At 72.6% G+C, this 16,645-nt stretch carries 16 protein-coding genes, 1 tRNA gene and 1 pseudogene; 6 read left to right on the top strand and 12 right to left on the bottom strand.

Annotation, left to right across the window (positions count from 1 at the left end; all coding sequences use genetic code 11):
- Window positions 1-26: 26 nt before the first annotated feature.
- The 8 genes and pseudogenes from pcaD to ACF1GV_RS07735 form a co-directional block, all read right to left on the bottom strand.
- Entirely contained in the window at window positions 27-1,148 is a 1,122-nt protein-coding gene (gene pcaD / locus ACF1GV_RS07770) for a 3-oxoadipate enol-lactonase (protein ID WP_391678982.1), read from the bottom strand.
- Entirely contained in the window at window positions 1,145-2,479 is a 1,335-nt protein-coding gene (gene pcaB / locus ACF1GV_RS07765) for a 3-carboxy-cis,cis-muconate cycloisomerase (RefSeq protein WP_391678981.1), read from the bottom strand. Before pcaB ends, pcaD begins: the two co-directional genes overlap by 4 nt.
- Window positions 2,476-3,078 carry a protocatechuate 3,4-dioxygenase subunit alpha gene (pcaG, locus tag ACF1GV_RS07760; protein WP_391678979.1) on the bottom strand — a complete coding sequence of 201 codons (603 nt, stop codon included), beginning with the start codon at window positions 3,076-3,078 and terminating at the stop codon, window positions 2,476-2,478. Before pcaG ends, pcaB begins: the two co-directional genes overlap by 4 nt.
- Before the next feature lie 6 nt (window positions 3,079-3,084).
- Window positions 3,085-3,858 carry a protocatechuate 3,4-dioxygenase subunit beta gene (pcaH, locus tag ACF1GV_RS07755; RefSeq protein WP_391678977.1) on the bottom strand — a complete coding sequence of 258 codons (774 nt, stop codon included), beginning with the start codon at window positions 3,856-3,858 and terminating at the stop codon, window positions 3,085-3,087.
- A gap of 26 nt (window positions 3,859-3,884) precedes the next feature.
- Window positions 3,885-4,610, bottom strand: a complete 726-nt coding sequence (locus tag ACF1GV_RS07750) for a thiolase family protein (RefSeq protein ID WP_391678975.1) — start codon at window positions 4,608-4,610, stop codon at window positions 3,885-3,887.
- A gap of 149 nt (window positions 4,611-4,759) precedes the next feature.
- Window positions 4,760-5,083: pseudogene (locus ACF1GV_RS07745) on the bottom strand (3-oxoadipyl-CoA thiolase); the annotation flags it as partial.
- Window positions 5,080-5,724, bottom strand: coding sequence for a CoA transferase subunit B (locus ACF1GV_RS07740; RefSeq protein WP_391678973.1), 645 nt, complete (start codon window positions 5,722-5,724; stop codon window positions 5,080-5,082). The pseudogene ACF1GV_RS07745 and the gene ACF1GV_RS07740, both read right to left, overlap by 4 nt.
- The gene (locus tag ACF1GV_RS07735) at window positions 5,724-6,479 is read right to left on the bottom strand and encodes a CoA transferase subunit A (RefSeq protein WP_391678971.1); all 756 of its coding nucleotides are present in this window, start codon (window positions 6,477-6,479) and stop codon (window positions 5,724-5,726) included. The genes ACF1GV_RS07740 and ACF1GV_RS07735 overlap by 1 nt, the downstream gene beginning before the upstream one ends.
- A 173-nt stretch (window positions 6,480-6,652) precedes the next feature.
- Between ACF1GV_RS07735 and ACF1GV_RS07730 the strand changes: the two genes are divergently transcribed.
- Window positions 6,653-7,120, top strand: a complete 468-nt coding sequence (locus ACF1GV_RS07730; protein ID WP_391678968.1) for a MarR family winged helix-turn-helix transcriptional regulator — start codon at window positions 6,653-6,655, stop codon at window positions 7,118-7,120.
- Between the two features lie 77 nt (window positions 7,121-7,197).
- On the opposite strand, the gene ACF1GV_RS07725 is transcribed toward ACF1GV_RS07730, so the two are convergent.
- Window positions 7,198-8,274, bottom strand: coding sequence for a DUF3048 domain-containing protein (locus ACF1GV_RS07725; RefSeq protein WP_391678965.1), 1,077 nt, complete (start codon window positions 8,272-8,274; stop codon window positions 7,198-7,200).
- 195 nt (window positions 8,275-8,469) lie between these two features.
- Between ACF1GV_RS07725 and ACF1GV_RS07720 the strand changes: the two genes are divergently transcribed.
- Entirely contained in the window at window positions 8,470-9,660 is a 1,191-nt protein-coding gene (locus ACF1GV_RS07720; protein WP_391678963.1) for a zinc-dependent alcohol dehydrogenase, read from the top strand.
- Window positions 9,661-9,725: 65 nt separating this feature from the next.
- Here ACF1GV_RS07720 and ACF1GV_RS07715 read toward each other — a convergent pair whose 3' ends face one another.
- The gene (locus ACF1GV_RS07715; protein ID WP_391678961.1) at window positions 9,726-10,790 is read right to left on the bottom strand and encodes an ATP-dependent DNA ligase; all 1,065 of its coding nucleotides are present in this window, start codon (window positions 10,788-10,790) and stop codon (window positions 9,726-9,728) included.
- Between the two features lie 272 nt (window positions 10,791-11,062).
- On the opposite strand from ACF1GV_RS07715, the gene ligD reads away from it, so the two are divergent.
- Entirely contained in the window at window positions 11,063-12,103 is a 1,041-nt protein-coding gene (gene ligD, locus ACF1GV_RS07710) for a non-homologous end-joining DNA ligase (protein WP_391678959.1), read from the top strand.
- Between the two features lie 138 nt (window positions 12,104-12,241).
- On the opposite strand, the gene ACF1GV_RS07705 is transcribed toward ligD, so the two are convergent.
- Window positions 12,242-13,726: an alpha/beta hydrolase gene (locus tag ACF1GV_RS07705; RefSeq protein WP_391678956.1), complete on the bottom strand. Its 1,485-nt coding sequence runs from the start codon at window positions 13,724-13,726 to the stop codon at window positions 12,242-12,244.
- A 438-nt stretch (window positions 13,727-14,164) separates the two neighbouring features.
- On the opposite strand from ACF1GV_RS07705, the gene ACF1GV_RS07700 reads away from it, so the two are divergent.
- On the top strand, window positions 14,165-15,208 hold the full coding sequence (locus tag ACF1GV_RS07700; protein WP_391678954.1) for a LacI family DNA-binding transcriptional regulator: 1,044 nt from the start codon (window positions 14,165-14,167) through the stop codon (window positions 15,206-15,208).
- A 36-nt stretch (window positions 15,209-15,244) separates the two neighbouring features.
- Here the strand turns inward: ACF1GV_RS07700 and ACF1GV_RS07695 are convergent, their stop codons facing one another.
- The gene (locus ACF1GV_RS07695; RefSeq protein ID WP_391678951.1) at window positions 15,245-16,030 is read right to left on the bottom strand and encodes a VOC family protein; all 786 of its coding nucleotides are present in this window, start codon (window positions 16,028-16,030) and stop codon (window positions 15,245-15,247) included.
- A 198-nt stretch (window positions 16,031-16,228) separates the two neighbouring features.
- Here ACF1GV_RS07695 and ACF1GV_RS07690 point away from each other — a divergent pair, with 198 nt between their 5' ends.
- Both ACF1GV_RS07690 and ACF1GV_RS07685 read left to right on the top strand, forming a co-directional pair.
- Window positions 16,229-16,474 carry a WhiB family transcriptional regulator gene (locus ACF1GV_RS07690; protein ID WP_391678948.1) on the top strand — a complete coding sequence of 82 codons (246 nt, stop codon included), beginning with the start codon at window positions 16,229-16,231 and terminating at the stop codon, window positions 16,472-16,474.
- Window positions 16,475-16,571: 97 nt separating this feature from the next.
- Window positions 16,572-16,642 (top strand) — tRNA-Cys (locus ACF1GV_RS07685).
- Window positions 16,643-16,645: the final 3 nt, after the last annotated feature.

Genomic DNA, 16,645 nt, shown 5'->3' with positions numbered 1-16,645 from the left:
CCTCAGCCGGCCCGCGCGCGGCGCCCTCAGTCCTCCTCCTGCGCGAGCACCCGCTGGGCCGCCGCGAACGCCGAGTTCGCCGCCGGCACCCCGCAGTACACGGCCGTCTGCAACAGCACCGCGCCGATCTCCTCTGCGGTGAGCCCGTTGCGCCGCGCCGCCCGTACGTGCATCGCCAGCTCGTCGTAGTGGCCGTGCGCCACCAGCGCGGTCATGGTGATCAGGCTGCGCTCGCGACGGGACAGCGTCGGGTCGGTCCAGATCTCGCCCCACGCGTAGCGGGAGATGAAGTCCTGGAACCGCGCCGTGAACGGCGTCTGCCGTTCCTGCGCCCGGTCCACATGCGCGTCGCCGAGCACCTCACGCCGTACGGCCATGCCGAGCCGCGCCCCGCCGCCGCCGAGGTGTGCGCGCAGCGCGGTGAGTACCGCCTGCGGGCACTGTGCGGGCGCCAGGTGCGAGGCGCCGGGCAGCTCCACCAGCGTGGAGCCGGGCACCGCGTCCGCGATCTGACGCAGATGCGCGGGCGGCGTCGCCGGGTCCTCCCGGCCGGCGACCAGCAGCGTCGGTACAAGTATCCCGCCGAGCCGGTCGGTGAGGTCGAAAGCGGCGAGCGCGTCGCAGCAGGCGGCGTACGCGTGCGGGTCGGCCTCCCGGTGGTCGCGCACCAGGCGCGGGACGGTGAATCCCTGGGTGAACCAGCGGGCGTCCGCGCTCTCCACCAGCCAGTCGAGCCCCTCGCGCCGCACCCGCTCGGCCCGCTCCTGCCAGGGGCTCGCCCCGTTGAAGTGCGCGGAGGAGCAGATCACGGCCAGGGAGGAGAGCCGCTCCGGGTGGTGCACGGCGAGGTGCAGCCCGACCGCGCCGCCCAGCGACACCCCGGCGTACGCGAACCGGTCGGCGCCGAGGGAGTCGGCCAGCGCCAGTACCAGGCCGGCCAGGTCGCCGACGGTGGCGCCCGGACCGACCAGATCGGCCGCCGACCCGCCGTGCCCCGGCAGGTCCCAGCGCACCACGCGGTGCCCGATCGACAACTCGGGCGCGATGGTGTCCCACAGGGCGTACGACGTGCCGAGCGAGGGCCCCAGCAGCAGCGGGGGAGCGGTGGCGGGCCCTTCGATGAGGTGGTTGAGGAGTGTGTCGGTCAACGTCGCTCCAGCGCACGGTCGGTGAGGGCTCCGGCGGAGCCGGTGTAACGGGCGGGGTCCGGCAGCTCGTCCAGGTCGACGCCCTGCAACTGCGGCTCATGGGCGAGGAGTTCGCCGAGCGGACGGCCCTCTTCGGCTGCTCTCCGGGCGAGCGCGGTGAGCAGCTCCTTGGCGCGGGCGCGGCCGAGCAGCGGGGCCAGTTCCGCCGACAGCCGTTCGGAGACGATCAGACCGTGGGTGAGGTCCAGGTGGGCGCGCATGGCATCCGGGGCGACCCGCAGGTTTTCGGCCAGTTCGGCCGCTTCCCGGGCCGCGCCGCCCACCAGGCGCAGCAGGTCCCGCAGCGGCTCCCACTCCGCGTGCCAGGCCCCGGCCGGCCGCTCGTCCTCGGCGGCCATCGCCCCGTACAGGGTGGCCGCGAGCTGCGGGGCACGCCGGGCGGCGGACGCGACCAGCGTGGCGCGCACCGGGTTCGCCTTGTGCGGCATGGCCGACGAGCCACCCCCGCTGCCCTCCGCCACCTCGGCGATTTCGGTGCGGGACAGGGTGAGCACGTCCGCGGCCGCCTTGCCCAGCGCCCCGGCCGTGAAGGCCAGGCACCCGGCGAGATCGGCGACCGGCGTGCGCAGGGTGTGCCACGGCAGCAGCGGCGCACGCAGGCCCAGTTCGCACGCGTACTGCGCCGGCAGTGCGGTCGCGTCCTCGGCGCCGTATGCCGTGAAGGCGGCCAGCGTACCGGCTGCCCCGCCGAGTTGGGCGGGCAGCGCGTCCCGTACGGCCGTCACGCGGTCCCGCGCGTCGAGCACCAGCGACCGCCACCCGGCCGCCTTCAGCCCGAACGTCGTCGGTACGGCGTGCTGGGTGAGCGTCCGCCCCGGCATCGGCGTGTCGCGGTGCTCCGCCGCGAGCCGGGCCAGCTCCCGCTCGGTGCGGGTCAGGTCGGCGAGGACGAGGCCGAGGGCGCGAGCGGCGACCAGCATCGCCGCGGTGTCCATGATGTCCTGGCTGGTCGCGCCCCGGTGGACATAGGGGCCGTACTCCTCGCCGACCGCCTTCGTCAGGTCCGCGACTAGCGGGATCACCGGATTGCCGCCGCCGCGGGCCCGCGCGGCCAGCGAGGCGATGTCGAAGGCGCCCCGGTCGGAGGCCGCGTCGGTCACCGCGGCCGCGGCCTCGCGCGGCGCGAGCCCGAGGGCGGCCTGGGCGCGGGTCAGGGCGGCCTCGGCGTCGAGCAGGGCGCGCAGGAAGGCGGCGTCGTTCGTCGCCGCGGCCGCCGGGGAGCCGAACCAGCCGGGGGCGAGCAGGCCGGTGTCCGTTGCCTCGGATGTCACTGGAACTCCAGGAAGACCGTCTCGCCTTCGCCCTGAAGGCGGATGTCGAAACGGTACGTCCCGTTGCCCTCGTCCCCGGCGATCAGCGTGTCGCGCCGGTCGCCCACCTGGGCGAGCAGCGGGTCGGCGGCGAGCGCCGCGTCGTCGCCGGGCAGGTAGATCCGCGTGAACAGGTGCACCAGCAGACCCCGGGCGAACACGCACGCACTGAGACAGGGCGCACTGCGTCCGCGCGCGCCGGGACGGAGTGTGCGCGCGTACCAGTGGCCGTTCGCGTCCGTCTGCATCCGGCCCCAGCCGGTGAACTCCACGCCGTTGCGGCCGAGATGGCCGCCGGTCGCCGGGTCGCGCCGGAGGGAGCCGTCCACCTGCGGGATGTTCCCGTCCGGGTCCGCGCCCCACAGCTCCACGAAGGCGTCCGGCAGCGGCTTGCCCTCGCCGTCGAGGACGTATCCGTGCACGGTGACGGTGTCCGGGTGGCCGAGCGGCGCGATCTCCTCGCCGCCGCGGAAGGGCAGCGCGTAGCCGTAGAAGGGGCCGACCGTGTGCGACGGCGTGGGCAGCACGGTCTTTGGCCGGCTCGTGTCGATCTTCGTCATGTCGCCTCAGCGTCCTTCTTCGATCCAGGTGGCGTTCGGGCCGTCCAGCACGATGTCCCAGCGGTAGCCGAGGGAGAACTCCGGCACCGACAGAGCGTGGTCGTAGGTCGCGACCAGCCGCTGCCGGGCGGCGTCGTCCGTCACGGACTGCAGGATCGGGTCGTACGGGAAGAGCGGGTCGTTGGGGAAGTACATCTGCGTGACGAGCCGCTGGGTGAACGCCGTGCCGAAGAGCGAGAAGTGGATGTGCGCCGGACGCCAGGCGTTGACGTGGTTGCGCCACGGGTACGGGCCGGGCTGGATCGTCGTGAAGTGGTAGCGGCCCTCGTCGTCGCTGAGGGTGCGGCCCACGCCGGTGAAGTTCGGGTCGAGCGGCGCGTCGTGCTGTTCGCGCAGATGGGCGTAGCGGCCGGCCGAGTTGGCCTGCCAGATCTCGATCAGCTGGCCGCGCAGCGGGCGTCCGTCGCGGTCGAGCAGCCGCCCGGAGACGGTGATGCGCTCGCCGACCGGCTCACCGGTGTGCTGCCGGGTGAGGTCGTTGTCGATCTCCGTGACGTCGCGCTCGCCGAAGGCGGGGGAGGCCAGCTCCATCAGCTCGGGGTCCTTGGTGACGTCGATGGTGAGCGGCGGTTGCTTCGGGTGACGCAGGACGGAGGACCGGTAGGGGGCGTAGTCGCGCCGCGGGTGGTGCTCCACGGGCGCGCCGTCGGCGAGCCGCTTCTCGTACGCGGCGTGCTCGGCCGCGATCTCCTGGTCGATGTCGTGCTGGGTGAGAGTCATGTCAGTCCCCGGGATGGTGGGATCTTCTAGCGTTCGAGGAGGAGGGCGAGGCCCTGGCCGACACCGATGCAGAGGGTGGCGACGCCGACTCCGCTGCCCTTGCAGGCGAGTTGGTGGGCGAGGGTGCCGGCGAGGCGTGCGCCGGAGGCGCCGAGCGGGTGGCCCAGGGCGATGGCACCGCCCTGCGGGTTGAGCACGGCCGGGTCGAACTCCGGCCATTCGGCGAGACAGCCGAGGACCTGCGCGGCGAAGGCCTCGTTGAGTTCGAGGACGTCCAGGTCGGCATGGGTTCTGCCGGCTCTGTCCAGAGCCCGGTTGACCGCTTCGACAGGAGCGAGGCCGAAGTACTGGGGGTCGATGCCGCAGACGCCGGTGGCGGAGATCCGGGCCAGCGGCTCCCGGCCGGTGGCTTCGAGGCTTTCCTCGTCGGCGAGGAGGAGGGCGGCGGCGCCGTCGTTGAGCGGGGAGGCGTTGCCGGCCGTCACCGTGCCGTCGTCCCGGAACGACGGCTTCAGCTTGGCCATCGCCTCCAGGGAGGCGGTGGGGCGTACGCATTCGTCGGCGGCGAAGGGAACCGGGTCGCCCTTGCGTTGCGGGACGGGGACGGGGGTGATCTCGGCGTCGAAGAGACCCCGCGCCCGGGCTTCGGCGGCCTTGTGGTGGCTGTGCAGGGCGTACTCGTCCTGCTGCTCGCGGGTGATCTTGTGCTTGTCGGCGATGAGTTCGGCCGACTCACCCAGGGAATGGTCCACTGCGGGTCCATCCTCGGGTTGACCATCCGCCAGCCGAGCGTGGTCGAGTACAGCTCGGTGTGCGCGGCCGGAAAGGGCTTGTCGCTCTTGGGCAGGACGTAGGGGGCGCGGGTCATGGACTCCACGCCGCCGGCCACGGCGATGCGGGCGTCACCGACGGCGATGGCGCGGGCGGCCTGGACGACGGCCTCGAGGCCGGAGGCGCACAGGCGGTTGACGGTGACGCCGGGGACGGTGGTGGGCAGTCCGGCGAGCAGGGCGGCCATGCGGGCGACGTCGCGGTTCTCCTCGCCGGCGCCGTTGGCGTTGCCGAGGTACACGTCGTCGATGCGGGCCGGGTCCAGCTGCGGGGTGCGGGCCAGGAGTTCGCGCAGGGCGTGCGCGGCCAGGTCGTCCGGGCGGACACCGGCCAGGGCGCCGTTGTACTTGCCGAACGGGGTGCGTACGGCGTCGACGATGTAAACCGGCTTCACAGCGCATTCTCCGGAACGGTCAGCGGTGCGTCGGTCTTGGCGGTGATCTCGTCGACACTCACGCCGGGCGCGGTCTCGACGAGAACGAGCCCGTCGTCGGTGACGTCCAGGACGCCGAGATCGGTGATGACGCGGTTCACGCACGCCTTGCCCGTGAGCGGAAGCGTGCACTGCTTGAGGATCTTCGGGCTGCCGTCCTTGGCGGTGTGGGTCATCACCACGATCACCGTGCGCGCCCCGTGCACCAGGTCCATCGCGCCGCCGATCCCGGTGACGAGCTTGCCCGGGACGGCCCAGTTGGCCAGGTCGCCGCCGGCGGAGACCTGCATGGCGCCGAGCACGGCGACATCGATGTGGCCGCCGCGGATCATCGCGAACGACAGCGCGGAGTCGAAGAAGGAGGCCCCCGGCAGGACGGTCACGGTCTCCTTGCCCGCGTTGATCAGGTCCGGGTCGACCTGGTCCTCGGTGGGGTAGGGGCCGGTGCCGAGGATGCCGTTCTCGGATTCGAGGACGACCTCCACACCCGGCGGGAGGTGATTCGGGATCAGGGTGGGCAGGCCGATGCCGAGATTGACGTAGCTCCCGTCCTTCAGTTCTCGCGCCGCGCGGGCGGCCATCTCCTGGCGCGTCCAGGCCATCAGCTGCTCACCGTCCGCTGCTCGATCTTCTTGTCCGCCACCTGCTGTGCGCTCAGCGCCACGACCCGCTGCACGAAGATGCCGGGCAGATGCACCGCGTCGGGGTCGAGGGCGCCGGGCTCGACGAGTTCCTCGACCTCGGCGACGGTGATCCGTCCCGCCATGGCGGCCAGCGGGTTGAAGTTCCGGGTGGACTTGTTGAACACCAGGTTCCCGTGCCGGTCGCCCTTCGCCGCCCGCACCAGCGCGAAGTCGGTGCGGATGCCGCGCTCCAGCACGTACGCGGTGCCGTCGAACTCGCGGACCTCCTTCGGCGGTGAGGCCAGCGCGACCGCGCCGGAGCCGTCGTAGCGCCAGGGCAGGCCGCCTTCGGCGACCTGCGTGCCCACCCCGGCCGGCGTGTAGAAGGCGGGGATGCCGGCCCCGCCCGCACGCAGCCGCTCCGCGAGCGTGCCCTGCGGGATCAGTTCCACCTCCAGCTCGCCCGCCAGATACTGCCGGGCGAACTCCTTGTTCCCGCCGATGTAGGAGCCGGTCACCCGGCCGATCCGTCCCGCGGCCAGCAGCACCGCGAGACCCGTCTCCATGGCACCGCAGTTGTTCGAGACCACGCTCAGACCGCTGACCCCGCGCTCGTACAGCGCCTGGATCAGCACGTTCGGCACACCGCTCAGCCCGAACCCGCCGACCGCGAGCGACGCACCGTCCGGCACGTCACCCACCGCCTCCAGGGCCGAGGCGACCACCTTGTCCATCCGGGGAGCCTCCAATTAGTCAGCGAACTGAGTAATTCAGCGAGATGCCGTCACGCTGCCATCGGTCGGTTGAGCCGTCAAGACCTGGGCTTCGTGGGAGAGGCCGCTGAAGGCGGGAGGGGAGTGTGCAGGTATCGTTCAGTGCACCAACGAAAACGACCAGGGGAGCGCACATGGCCGCGGTGGACCTCTCGACGCACCCCGGGCACCTCGCCCGGCGGCTCCAGCAGGCCCACTACCTGCTCTGGAACACCATGGTCTCGGAGGAGATCACCTCACCGCAGTTCGCGGTGCTCAACGCGCTCGTCGGCGAGCCGGGGCTCGACCAGCGCACGGTGGGGGAGCGGGTGGGCCTCGACCGCTCCACGATCGCCGAGGTGATCAGCCGGCTCGGCCGCCGCGGTCTGATCGACAAGGTGCGCGACCCGCAGGACGGCCGTCGCTCCCTGCTCCGTCCGACCGACGAGGGCCTGCGCACCCACCGCAAGCTGACCGTCCGCACGGCGCGGATGAACCAGGTCTTCCTCGCGCCCCTGTCCGCCGAGGAGCAGACCCGGTTCCTGGACCTGATCCGCCGCGTCGCCGACGCGGCGGAGGGGCTGCGCAACCCCGCGGAGCCGGTCGCCGCCTCGCAGAGCTGACCGGCGAGGGGGGCAGGGCTGGCGGGCGAGGGAGTCGCCGTGCTGACCCGGCGAGGGAAGGCGCCGGGGCGTACCGGTCAGGCGGCCTTGGCGAGGACCACCCAGACCTGGCCCTGGGCGAAGGTCATCGGCTTCCCGTCGTTCGTCTCGAAGCGCGTGCCGTCCGTGGCCGTGGGGCGCTTCCAGGTGGCCCGGTAGGCCCGCCCGTCGCGCATCACCGTCGCCGCCCCCGCGCCGACCGTCTGCGTGTACGGCGTGGCGTGGCCGAGGAAGTCGTGGAATCGGGACGGGTGCACCTTGACGTACTGCACGACGACCGTCGCCGGTGCCACCGGTCCCGCGTCGGTCGTCACGGCGGGCGTGCCGTCCATGGCGACCAGGTAGCGGTGCCGGCCCGGGGACCAGGTGAAGGTGAAACTGGCGAGCGGGTAGCGCACGGTGCGCGACGCCGACGGGTGCCCGCCCTCGGGTGCCGCGCCGAAGCGGAAGCCGGTGGTCAGCGCCGTCGCGCCGGGCTCGCGGCTCAGCAGGGCGCGCGGGCGCAGGAAGAGGTTGTGCGGGGCGGGGCGGCCGGCGCCGCGTTCGAAGGCACCCCTGGTGTGGCCCGGGGTCTCCGCCCGCAGCGGGGCCCGGTCGATCAGCGGCAGCAGTTTGCTCTGGGCGCCGGAGAAGGCGAGGGTGGGCCGGTCGAACTGGCGCAGCAGCTCAAGGTCCGACTCGCGGGCGCTGCGCACCGGGCCCACCACGGACGGGACCGCGGTCGCGTACACCGCCATCAGCCGGCTCAGCCCGCCCTCGACCTGCTCGACATAGACGATGTCCGCGGCGTTGAGGCCGGTCTGCGGCCGGGCCGCCGACGAGTTGTCGATCTTCACCGCGATCACGGAACCCCGGGCGGTGTGCTGACCGCTCGGCGAGGGTCCCGAGATCTGGCCGCTGGGCGTGGGCCCCGTCCCCTGGCCGCTCGGCGTGGGTCTCGTTTCCTGCCCGGTCGGCGAGGGTGCCGTCGCCGTCCCGCGGCTGTGATCGCGCCCGTCGTCGACCTCTTCGCGCCCCGTCGTGCAGCCCGCGGCCGACGCGATCGTCAGCGTGACGGCCAGGAACGCCGTCGTCGTCACCGCGCGTCGTGCGCGCGCCCCACGTCCTCTGGCCACCGTCGCCACCCGCCCAGCTCGGTCATTGATCGTCCGCTTATCGGATCATCACTGGACATACCCGGTCGTCCTCCCTCGGTCGGGCCGGCTCGGCCGATCGGCTCAGCGAACCGCCCCCAACGGTTCGCCGGGGGCCGTCCGGGTACCCGGACGCAGTTCCCCGGATGCGCACACACGGCGGAGGGAGCCGGCGCGATGAAGGCAGTGACGTGGCAGGGCAAGCGGGACGTGCGGGTGGAGACGGTGCCCGATCCGACGATCCAGGAACCCACCGACGCCGTCATCCGCGTCACCTCCTCCGGGCTGTGCGGCTCCGACCTGCATCTGTACGAGGTGCTGACCGCGTTCATGACGCCCGGCGACATCCTCGGCCACGAACCGATCGGCATCGTCGAGGAGGTCGGCGCCGGAGTGCCGGACCTGATGGCCGGCGACCGGGTCGTGGTGCCGTTCCAGATCGCCTGCGGCGGCTGCTGGATGTGCCTGAACGGGCTGCCCACCCAGTGCGAGACCACCCAGGTCTCCGCCGAGGGCATGGGCGCCGCCCTCTTCGGCTACACCCGCCTGTACGGCTCGGTACCCGGCGCGCAGGCCGAGTATCTGCGCGTCCCGCAGGCCCAGTTCGGTCCCATCAAGATCCCCGAGGGGCCGCCCGACGACCGCTTCGTCTACCTCTCCGACGTGCTGCCCACGGCGTGGCAGGCCGTCGCCTACGCCGACATCCCGCAGGGCGGGAGCGTTGCCGTGCTCGGGCTCGGCCCGATCGGCGACATGGCCTGCCGTGTCGCCCAGGTGCGCGGCGCCGGGCGGGTGTTCGGGGTGGACCGGGTCCCGGAGCGGCTGCGCCGGGCGAAGGACCGCGGGGTGGAGACCTTCGACCTGAGCAGCTTCGACAGCGAGAAGGAGCTGGTCACCGCCATCCGCGACCAGACCGACGGGCGCGGACCCGACGCCGTGATCGACGCGGTGGGCACCGAGGCGCACGGCAGCGCGCTCGCCAAGCTGGCCCAGCAGGCCACCTCGTCGATGCCTCGCAAGCTGGTCGGCCCGCTCATGGAGCGCTTCAGCATCGACCGGCTCGCGGCCCTGCACACGGCCATCGAACTGGTCCGCCGCGGCGGCACGCTCTCCCTCGTCGGCGTCTACGGCGGCATGGCCGACCCGATGCCGATGCTGACCCTGTTCGACAAGCAGATCCAGATCCGCATGGGCCAGGCCAATGTGCGCCGCTGGAGCGACGAGATCCTGCCGTACCTCACCGACGAGGACCCCCTCGGCGTCGACGACTTCGCCACCCACCGGCTGCCGCTGGACGAGGCGCCGCACGCCTACGAGATGTTCCAGAAGAAGCAGGACGGCGCGGTGAAGATCCTGATGAAGCCGTGAGCGTGTGTGCGAGCTGCCGCGCGGGCGGTCGGTGAGGGTGTGCGCACCTCCACGCGCGCGGGCGGTCACTCGCCGAGGACCTCCGCGAGGTCGTAGCGCACCGGCTCCTGCAACTGCGCGTAAGTGCAGCTCTCCGGTGTCCGGTCCGGGCGCCAGCGGCGGAAGCGGGCGGTGTGCCGAAAGCGCGCCCCGTGCTCCATGTGGTCGTACGCCACCTCCACCACCCGTTCCGGCCGCAGCGGGACCCAGGACAGGTCCTTCTTGCCCGACCAGCGGCTCGGCGCCCCCGGCAGCCGCGCCGTCTCGTGGGCGGCGTCCTCGGACCAGGCCGCCCACGGATGGCCCGCGACGTCGTCCATGCGCAGCGGCTCCAGCTCCTCCACCAGTTCGGCGCGCTTCTTCATCGAGAACGCCGCCGACACGCCCACGTGCTGCAGCGCGCCCTTGTCGTCGTAGAGGCCGAGCAGCAGGGAGCCCACGACCGGCCCCGACTTGTGGAAGCGGTAACCGGCGACCACGACGTCCGCCGTCCGCTCGTGCTTGATCTTGAACATGGCGCGCTCGTCCTGGAGATACCGCAGAGAGAGCGGCTTGGCGATCACTCCGTCCAGGCCCGCCCCCTCGAACTCCTCGAACCACCGCTCGGCCACCTCGATGTCCGTCGTCGCCGGAGCCACGTGCACCGGGGGCGTCGCACCGGCCAGCGCCCCGGTCAGCAGCGCCCGCCGGTCGGTCAGCGGCACGCCGGTCACCGACTCGTCGTCCAGCGCCAGCACGTCGAATGCCACGAAGGAGGACGGGGTCCTCTCCGCCAGCATCCGCACCCGTGAGTCGGCGGGGTGGATGCGCTCGGTGAGCGCGTCGAAGTCCAGCCGGCCCTCCAGGGCGATCACGATCTCCCCGTCCAGCACGCACCGCTCGGGCACCCGCTCCTTCAGTGCCGCCACCAGCTCGGGGAAGTACCTGGTCAGCGGCTTGCCGGTCCGGCTGCCCAGCTCGACCTCGTCCCCGTCGCGGAACACGATCGCGCGGAACCCGTCCCACTTCGCCTCGTACTGCATACCGGGCGGGATCTTCGCGACGGACTTGGCGAGCATCGGCTTCACGGGCGGCATGACGGGCAGGTCCATGCACCGACTGTACGATTCGTCGCGAATGTCCGCCCGATGCATCCTGGGTGGCATGGCCGGCCGCGACGACTTCCTGAAGAGCTCGGGGGAGTGCGTGCCAGACCCCGCGACGCCGGGGTGATCCAAACGACAGGGCCTGGATCGACCGCCTCTTCGCCACCCTCGCCCGGTCCTTCTCCGACTGCACGTCGTGCACCTTCGGCCGGGTGCACCATCCGGCCAGGTGATTCATCCGGTATGCGAAGTTTGCGGGCTGCGCCTACCGTGGCCGCATGGGTGACGCGGTGGAACTCGAAGCGGGCGGCAGGACCGTACGGCTGTCCAACCCCGGCAAGGTCTTCTTCCCGGAGCGCGGCTTCACCAAGCTGGACCTCGCCCGCTACTACCAGGCCGTCGGCCCCGGCATCCTGCGCGCCCTGCGCAACCGGCCCACCACACTCGAGCGCTACCCGGACGGCGTGACCGGCGAGTGGTTCTACCAGAAACGCGCCCCCAAGAACATGCCGGACTGGATCCCCACCGCCCACATCACCTTCCCCAGCGGCCGCAGCGCCGACGAGATGTGCCCCACGGAGGAGGCCGCCGTGCTGTGGGCCGCCCAGTACGGCACGCTCACCTTCCACCCCTGGCCGGTACGCCGCGACGACGTCGACCGCCCCGACGAACTGCGCATCGACCTCGATCCGCAGCCCGGCACCGACTACGACGACGCCGCCCGCGCCGCCCACGAACTGCGCGCCGTCCTCGACGAGTTCGGCGGACTGCGCGGCTTCCCGAAGACCTCCGGCGGCCGCGGCCTGCACGTCTTCGTGCCCATCGAACCGCGCTGGACCTTCACCCAGGTGCGCCGCGCCGCGATCGCCGTGGGCCGGGAGATGGAGCGCCGGATGCCCGAGCAGGTCACCATCAAGTGGTGGAAGGAGGAGCGCGGCGAGCGCATCTTCATCGACTACAACCAGACCGCCCGCGACCGCACCATCGCCTCCGCCTACTCCGTACGGCCCCGCCCGCACGCCCCCGTCTCCGCACCCCTGCGCTGGGAGGAGGTCGGTGTCGCCCACCCGCGCGACTTCGACCTCGTGACGATGCCGGCCCGCTTCGCCGAACTCGGCGACGTCCACGCCGACATGGACGACCACCGCTACTCCCTCCAGGCGCTGCTCGACCTGGCGACGAAGGACGAACACGACCACGGCCTCGGCGACCTGCCCTACCCGCCCGAGTACCCGAAGATGCCCGGCGAGCCCAAGCGGGTCCAGCCGAGCCGCGCCCGTCGCCCACAACCGACGGACGAGACCGGCACACCGTCCTAGCGTCTGTGCGATGTGGTGGTCAGTCGGCTGCTTGCAACAGATCGCATCACCTTTCGCCGGCTTTCGGTGAGTTGCCTGCGCTTCACGATCGTCGTCCTACCGGATCCGCCTTCCAGGCGGATCCGGATCGGCAAGCTGTCAGGACGGCACGGCGGGGCAGATGGTGCCCCGTGGTGGGACTGCCAGATCGGTGAGGTAGCTGTCCACGGCGTCCTCCATGCATGGGCCGCTGGTGACGCTGCCGTGCCCCTGGCCGGCGTAGGTGAGGAGCACGCCGCTGCGGCCGAGCTGCCAGGCCACCGAGACCGCCCACGGATAGCCGGTGGCGGGGTCGTGCAGCGCGTTGGACAGCAGGATCGGCGGGGCGCCTTGTGCGTCCAGGCGGTGCTGCGGGTTGGCGGTCGATGCGCCCAGACACGCCGCTGCCATGTGGATCGGCAGCAGATAGGGCAGGTCTGGGGCGGTGATGTTCATCATGGCGACGAGTGAGGCGTACTCCTGGTAGTCGCGCACCGGCAGGTGCCAGTCCGAGCAGAACACCGGGGTGGCCGGATGCAGCGGCGCTGTCGAGGTGGGCGACGCGGGCAGCGGCTTGCTCGCGTCCATCCCCGCGATCGCCGTGGCCAGGCCCGCGAAGTCGGCCTGGTAGAACTTCCGGAACGCGATCTTGTTGACCAGATCCGAGGACGACAGCGAGGTGCCCGGCTTCGCCGGGTCCTCCAGCTCGCCGCGCCCGGACTGCGCCAACAAGCCCTGCCAGACGGCGCGGACGTCACGGCCGTGCAGCGCGCAGTCCGCGGCACCGTGGCACCACTTCACGAACTCCTGGAACGAATCCTCTGCCGTGGCCGCCGCGGACCGCAGGAAGTCACGGGTGGTCGGGACGCTGTGGTCCATGACGCTCTCCAGCACCATCGCGCGCACGCGGCGCGGGTAGGTCTCGGCGTACTGCGCGCCGAGCAGCGTGCCGTACGAGCTGCCGTGGAAGGTCAGTTTCCGCTCGCCGAGGGCGGCCCGGAGGGCGTCCAGGTCCCGGACTGTCTGGGCGGTGTCAAGGTGGTCGAACACGGGACCGGTACGGGCCCGGCAGTCGGCACGGAGCCGCCTGTTGTACGCCTTGGTGGCGTCGAAGTCCGCCTGGCTCTGCAGCTCCGGTGACGGCCGCTCGGCCAGCAGGTCGCCGGAGCAGGTCACCGGGTTGCTGCCGCCCACGCCGCGCGGGTCGAAGCTGACGATGTCGAACCTGCGGCGGGCCTCGGGGCTGAACCGGCTGATACGGCGCACCACCATCTCCACACCCGAGTCGCCCGGCCCACCTGGGCCGAACACCATCGAGCCGACGCGTGCGCCGGCGGCGGTGGCCTTGCGGCGGGCCACGGCCAGGCCGAGTCTCGGCCCGTCCGGGTGGGCCCAGTCGACCGGCACCGAAAGAGTGGCGCACTCGGCTCCCGGGTTTGCCGGGTCGTCACACGGTGCCCACCGCAGGGCCCCGGTGGGAGACGGCGACGCGTGGACCGCGGGAGCGGCGGCGAGGCCGGTGAGGACGGCCATGGCGGCCCCCACGGCCATGGCCGTGCCCCGCGCGGCGATGCGCCGCAGTGCGGATCTGCCTCTGAACGGCATGGATCCTCCTCGTGAAGAGAGCGGTTGCGTGAGGCGTGCGGACCCGGCCGGGGCACCGTCGTCACGGTAGGTGCACTGTCGCCCATGTGGTGACCCCGTCAGGGCTTTTCCGGTCGGGTCGGGGACCGCTCAGGGGCGATCGGGGCGCAGGGCGCACACGCTCAGGGCCGGGTCAGGGGAAGGGCTCCGTCGCAGTCCCGGTGGACCCGTCAGCCACGACGCCGACCTCTGCAACGAGGGAAGCAAGGAGGGAACACCGTCGAGGGGCTGATCAACGAGCTCAAGTCCCCCGGGACACACGTGCCGGCGGCCGGGCCGAGGCGGGCGCACCGCCCCGGCCTGCCTCGCCGAGCCGGACGGGGCAGGGCAGGCGCACCCTCCGCCGACGCAGGCCACCCGGGCTATCCTGGGCCGCACCCCGCCGCCGAGGAGCCCGACGTGACCCAGACAGTCCCGCGCCCCACGCTGGAGGCCGTCGCCGCCCGGGCCGGTGTGTCCCGGGCGACGGTGTCCCGGGTGGTCAACGGCGGGGACGGAGTCAGACCGCACCTCGTGGAGCGGGTCCGGCGCGTCGTCGACGAACTCGGCTACGTCCCCAACCAGGCCGCCCGCAGCCTGGTGACCCGGCGGCACGAGGCCGTCGCCGTCGTCATCGCCGAGCCCGAGACCCGCGTCTTCGCCGACCCCTTCTTCGCGCTGCAACTACGCGGCATCAGCCGGGAGCTGACCGCCCACGACAACCAGCTCGTCCTGCTTCTCACCGAGGGACGCGACGACCACGCGCGCGTCGCCCGGTACCTCGCCGGCGGCCATGTCGACGGGGCGCTCGTCTTCTCGCTGCACCTCGACGACCCGCTGCCCGGCCTGATCCACGACGCCGGCGTCCCCACGGTGTTCGGCGGCCGCCCGGGCTGGCGCGACGGCGACCGCAGCGCCTCCTACGTCGACAGCGACAACCGGGGCGGCGCCCGCGAGGCCGTCCGCCATCTCCTCGCCCTCGGCCGCGGCCGCGTCGCCCACATCACCGGCCCCCTGGACCAGACGTCGGCGGCGGACCGGCTCGACGGGTACCGGGACGCCCTGGGCGACCCCGACCCGTCCCTGATCGCCGAGGGAGACTTCACCGCGGCCGGCGGCGAGCGCGCCATGCGCACGCTGCTGCACCGCCGCCCCGACCTGGACGCCGTCTTCGCGGGCAACGACCTCAGCGCCGCCGGCGCGCTGCGCGTCCTGCGCGAGCACGGGCGGCGCGTCCCCGACGACGTCGCCGTCATCGGCTTCGACGACATGGTCACCGTCGCCGAGCAGACCGACCCACCGCTGACCACGGTCCGTCAGGACATCGAGGAGATGGGCCGGCTCATGGCCCGCCTGCTGCTGGGCGGCCTGGACGGCGACGGTGCCGCGGCGCAGCACGGCGCGCTGGGCGAGCCGCCCGGCGTGGTGCTGCCCACGACCCTGGTGCGCCGCGCGTCGGCGTAGGCAGGCCCGGCGTTCACGGGAGCGCGGCGCGGGCCGTCACTCCTGCCGCGGGGCGCTCTTGATCACTGCGAACCGGGCCCCGTACGGATCGGCGAGCCGGGCCATCCGGCCGACGCCCTCCACGTCCATGGCCGGCACCCGGACCGTGCCGCCCAGCTGCTCCGCCGTGGCGACGACCGTGTCCACGTCGGGCACCTCGAAGTACGGCAGCCAGTGCGCCTCCGTCTCCGCCGGGTCGTCCGCCAGGGCGACGATCCCGCCGAACATGGCGTCCTCGCCGCCCTCGGCCGGATTGACGCAGGTGTACGTGCCGCCGGGGAAGGGCACCGCCGAGGTCTCCAGGCCCAGCACCGAGTGGTAGAAGGCGGCCGCCGCGGCGATGTCCGCCGTGTACAGCTCGACCCAGGTCAGTGAACGGCTGTCACCGGCCACGTCGACGCCTTTCGTACGGCCCGGCTGCCAGATGCCGAACCGGGCCCCGGCCGGGTCGGCGAGGACGGCCATGGTGCCCTCGCCCATCACGTCCATGGGCCGGAACGGCACGCTGCCGTGCGCCTGCTCGGCGGCCTTCACGGTGTCCTCGGCGTTCCCGCTGCGGAAATACACCGTCCAGGCCGGCGGGCCCTGCTCCGGTGCGACCTGCATACCGCCGGCCACGGTCTTTCCGTCCAGCTGGAAGAAGCCGTAGCCGCCGGCGTCGGGGCCCGCCGACTGGAACCGCCAGCCGAAGAGGGCGCCGTAGAAGCGCGTGGCGCCCTCGATGTCGGCCGTGCCGACGTCGAGCCAGTTCGGAGCGCCGTTGACGAAACGGGTGGTGAGCATCGTCACCCTCCTTCGAAGGTCCCGTTGTCTGCTCTGCCGAGTCTTGCACCGGCCACTGACAATCGCCGCCGCAACACCGTCCCGCGCGCCGCCGTGCGCGCCACCGGTGGCGGGGGCATCATCGGGTGGCCGGAAGCCCGGGGAGGCGTTGATCCGGCGTTGATCGAACGTTTTGCGCCGCCCGGCACGCTCACGGCCATGTACATCGAGACGATCGACATGCCCGACCTCGCCTGGCAGGAGGAGGCGCTGTGCGCGCAGACCGGAGGCGACTTCTTCTTCCCCGAGCCCGGCAGCTCCGTCCGCGAGGCCAAGCAGATCTGCGCCCTGTGCCCGATCCGCTCCGCCTGCCTGGACCACGCCCTGGAGCACGACGAGCGCTTCGGCGTCTGGGGCGGCCTGTCCGAGAAGGAACGCCAGGCCCTGCGCCGCACCGCCCCGTGACCGGCCCGGCCGGTCACCACCCTGCACGCCCCCGTCGCGGGAATCGAAAACCGGTACGGCTCGCGGGGGGCCGTACCGCTAAGATCCTCGGGCGCGCCCGGATGTAGCGCAGAGGCAGTCGCACGCCATGCACCGGCGTACACGCCGGTTCGAATCCGGTCGTCCGGACGC

The sequence above is a fragment of the Streptomyces sp. NPDC014006 genome, from assembly GCF_043088925.1.
Lineage (GTDB): Bacteria > Actinomycetota > Actinomycetes > Streptomycetales > Streptomycetaceae > Streptomyces.
The sequence above is the reverse complement of the archived record's forward strand: the minus strand, read 5'-3'. Positions and strand labels throughout refer to the sequence as shown.

Excerpts from the sequence above, each read along its gene's own strand:
- pcaG (WP_391678979.1), bottom strand. The coding sequence starts at position 3,078 with ATGACGAAGATCGACACGAGCCGGCCAAAGACCGTGCTGCCCACGCCG.
- pcaH (WP_391678977.1), bottom strand. The coding sequence starts at position 3,858 with ATGACTCTCACCCAGCACGACATCGACCAGGAGATCGCGGCCGAGCAC.
- ACF1GV_RS07740 (WP_391678973.1), bottom strand. The coding sequence starts at position 5,724 with ATGGCCTGGACGCGCCAGGAGATGGCCGCCCGCGCGGCGCGAGAACTG.
- ACF1GV_RS07735 (WP_391678971.1), bottom strand. The coding sequence starts at position 6,479 with ATGGACAAGGTGGTCGCCTCGGCCCTGGAGGCGGTGGGTGACGTGCCG.
- ACF1GV_RS07730 (WP_391678968.1), top strand. The coding sequence starts at position 6,653 with ATGGCCGCGGTGGACCTCTCGACGCACCCCGGGCACCTCGCCCGGCGG.
- ACF1GV_RS07720 (WP_391678963.1), top strand. The coding sequence starts at position 8,470 with ATGAAGGCAGTGACGTGGCAGGGCAAGCGGGACGTGCGGGTGGAGACG.
- ACF1GV_RS07715 (WP_391678961.1), bottom strand. The coding sequence starts at position 10,790 with ATGGACCTGCCCGTCATGCCGCCCGTGAAGCCGATGCTCGCCAAGTCC.
- ligD (WP_391678959.1), top strand. The coding sequence starts at position 11,063 with ATGGGTGACGCGGTGGAACTCGAAGCGGGCGGCAGGACCGTACGGCTG.
- ACF1GV_RS07705 (WP_391678956.1), bottom strand. The coding sequence starts at position 13,726 with ATGCCGTTCAGAGGCAGATCCGCACTGCGGCGCATCGCCGCGCGGGGC.
- ACF1GV_RS07695 (WP_391678951.1), bottom strand. The coding sequence starts at position 16,030 with ATGCTCACCACCCGTTTCGTCAACGGCGCTCCGAACTGGCTCGACGTC.
- ACF1GV_RS07690 (WP_391678948.1), top strand. The coding sequence starts at position 16,229 with ATGTACATCGAGACGATCGACATGCCCGACCTCGCCTGGCAGGAGGAG.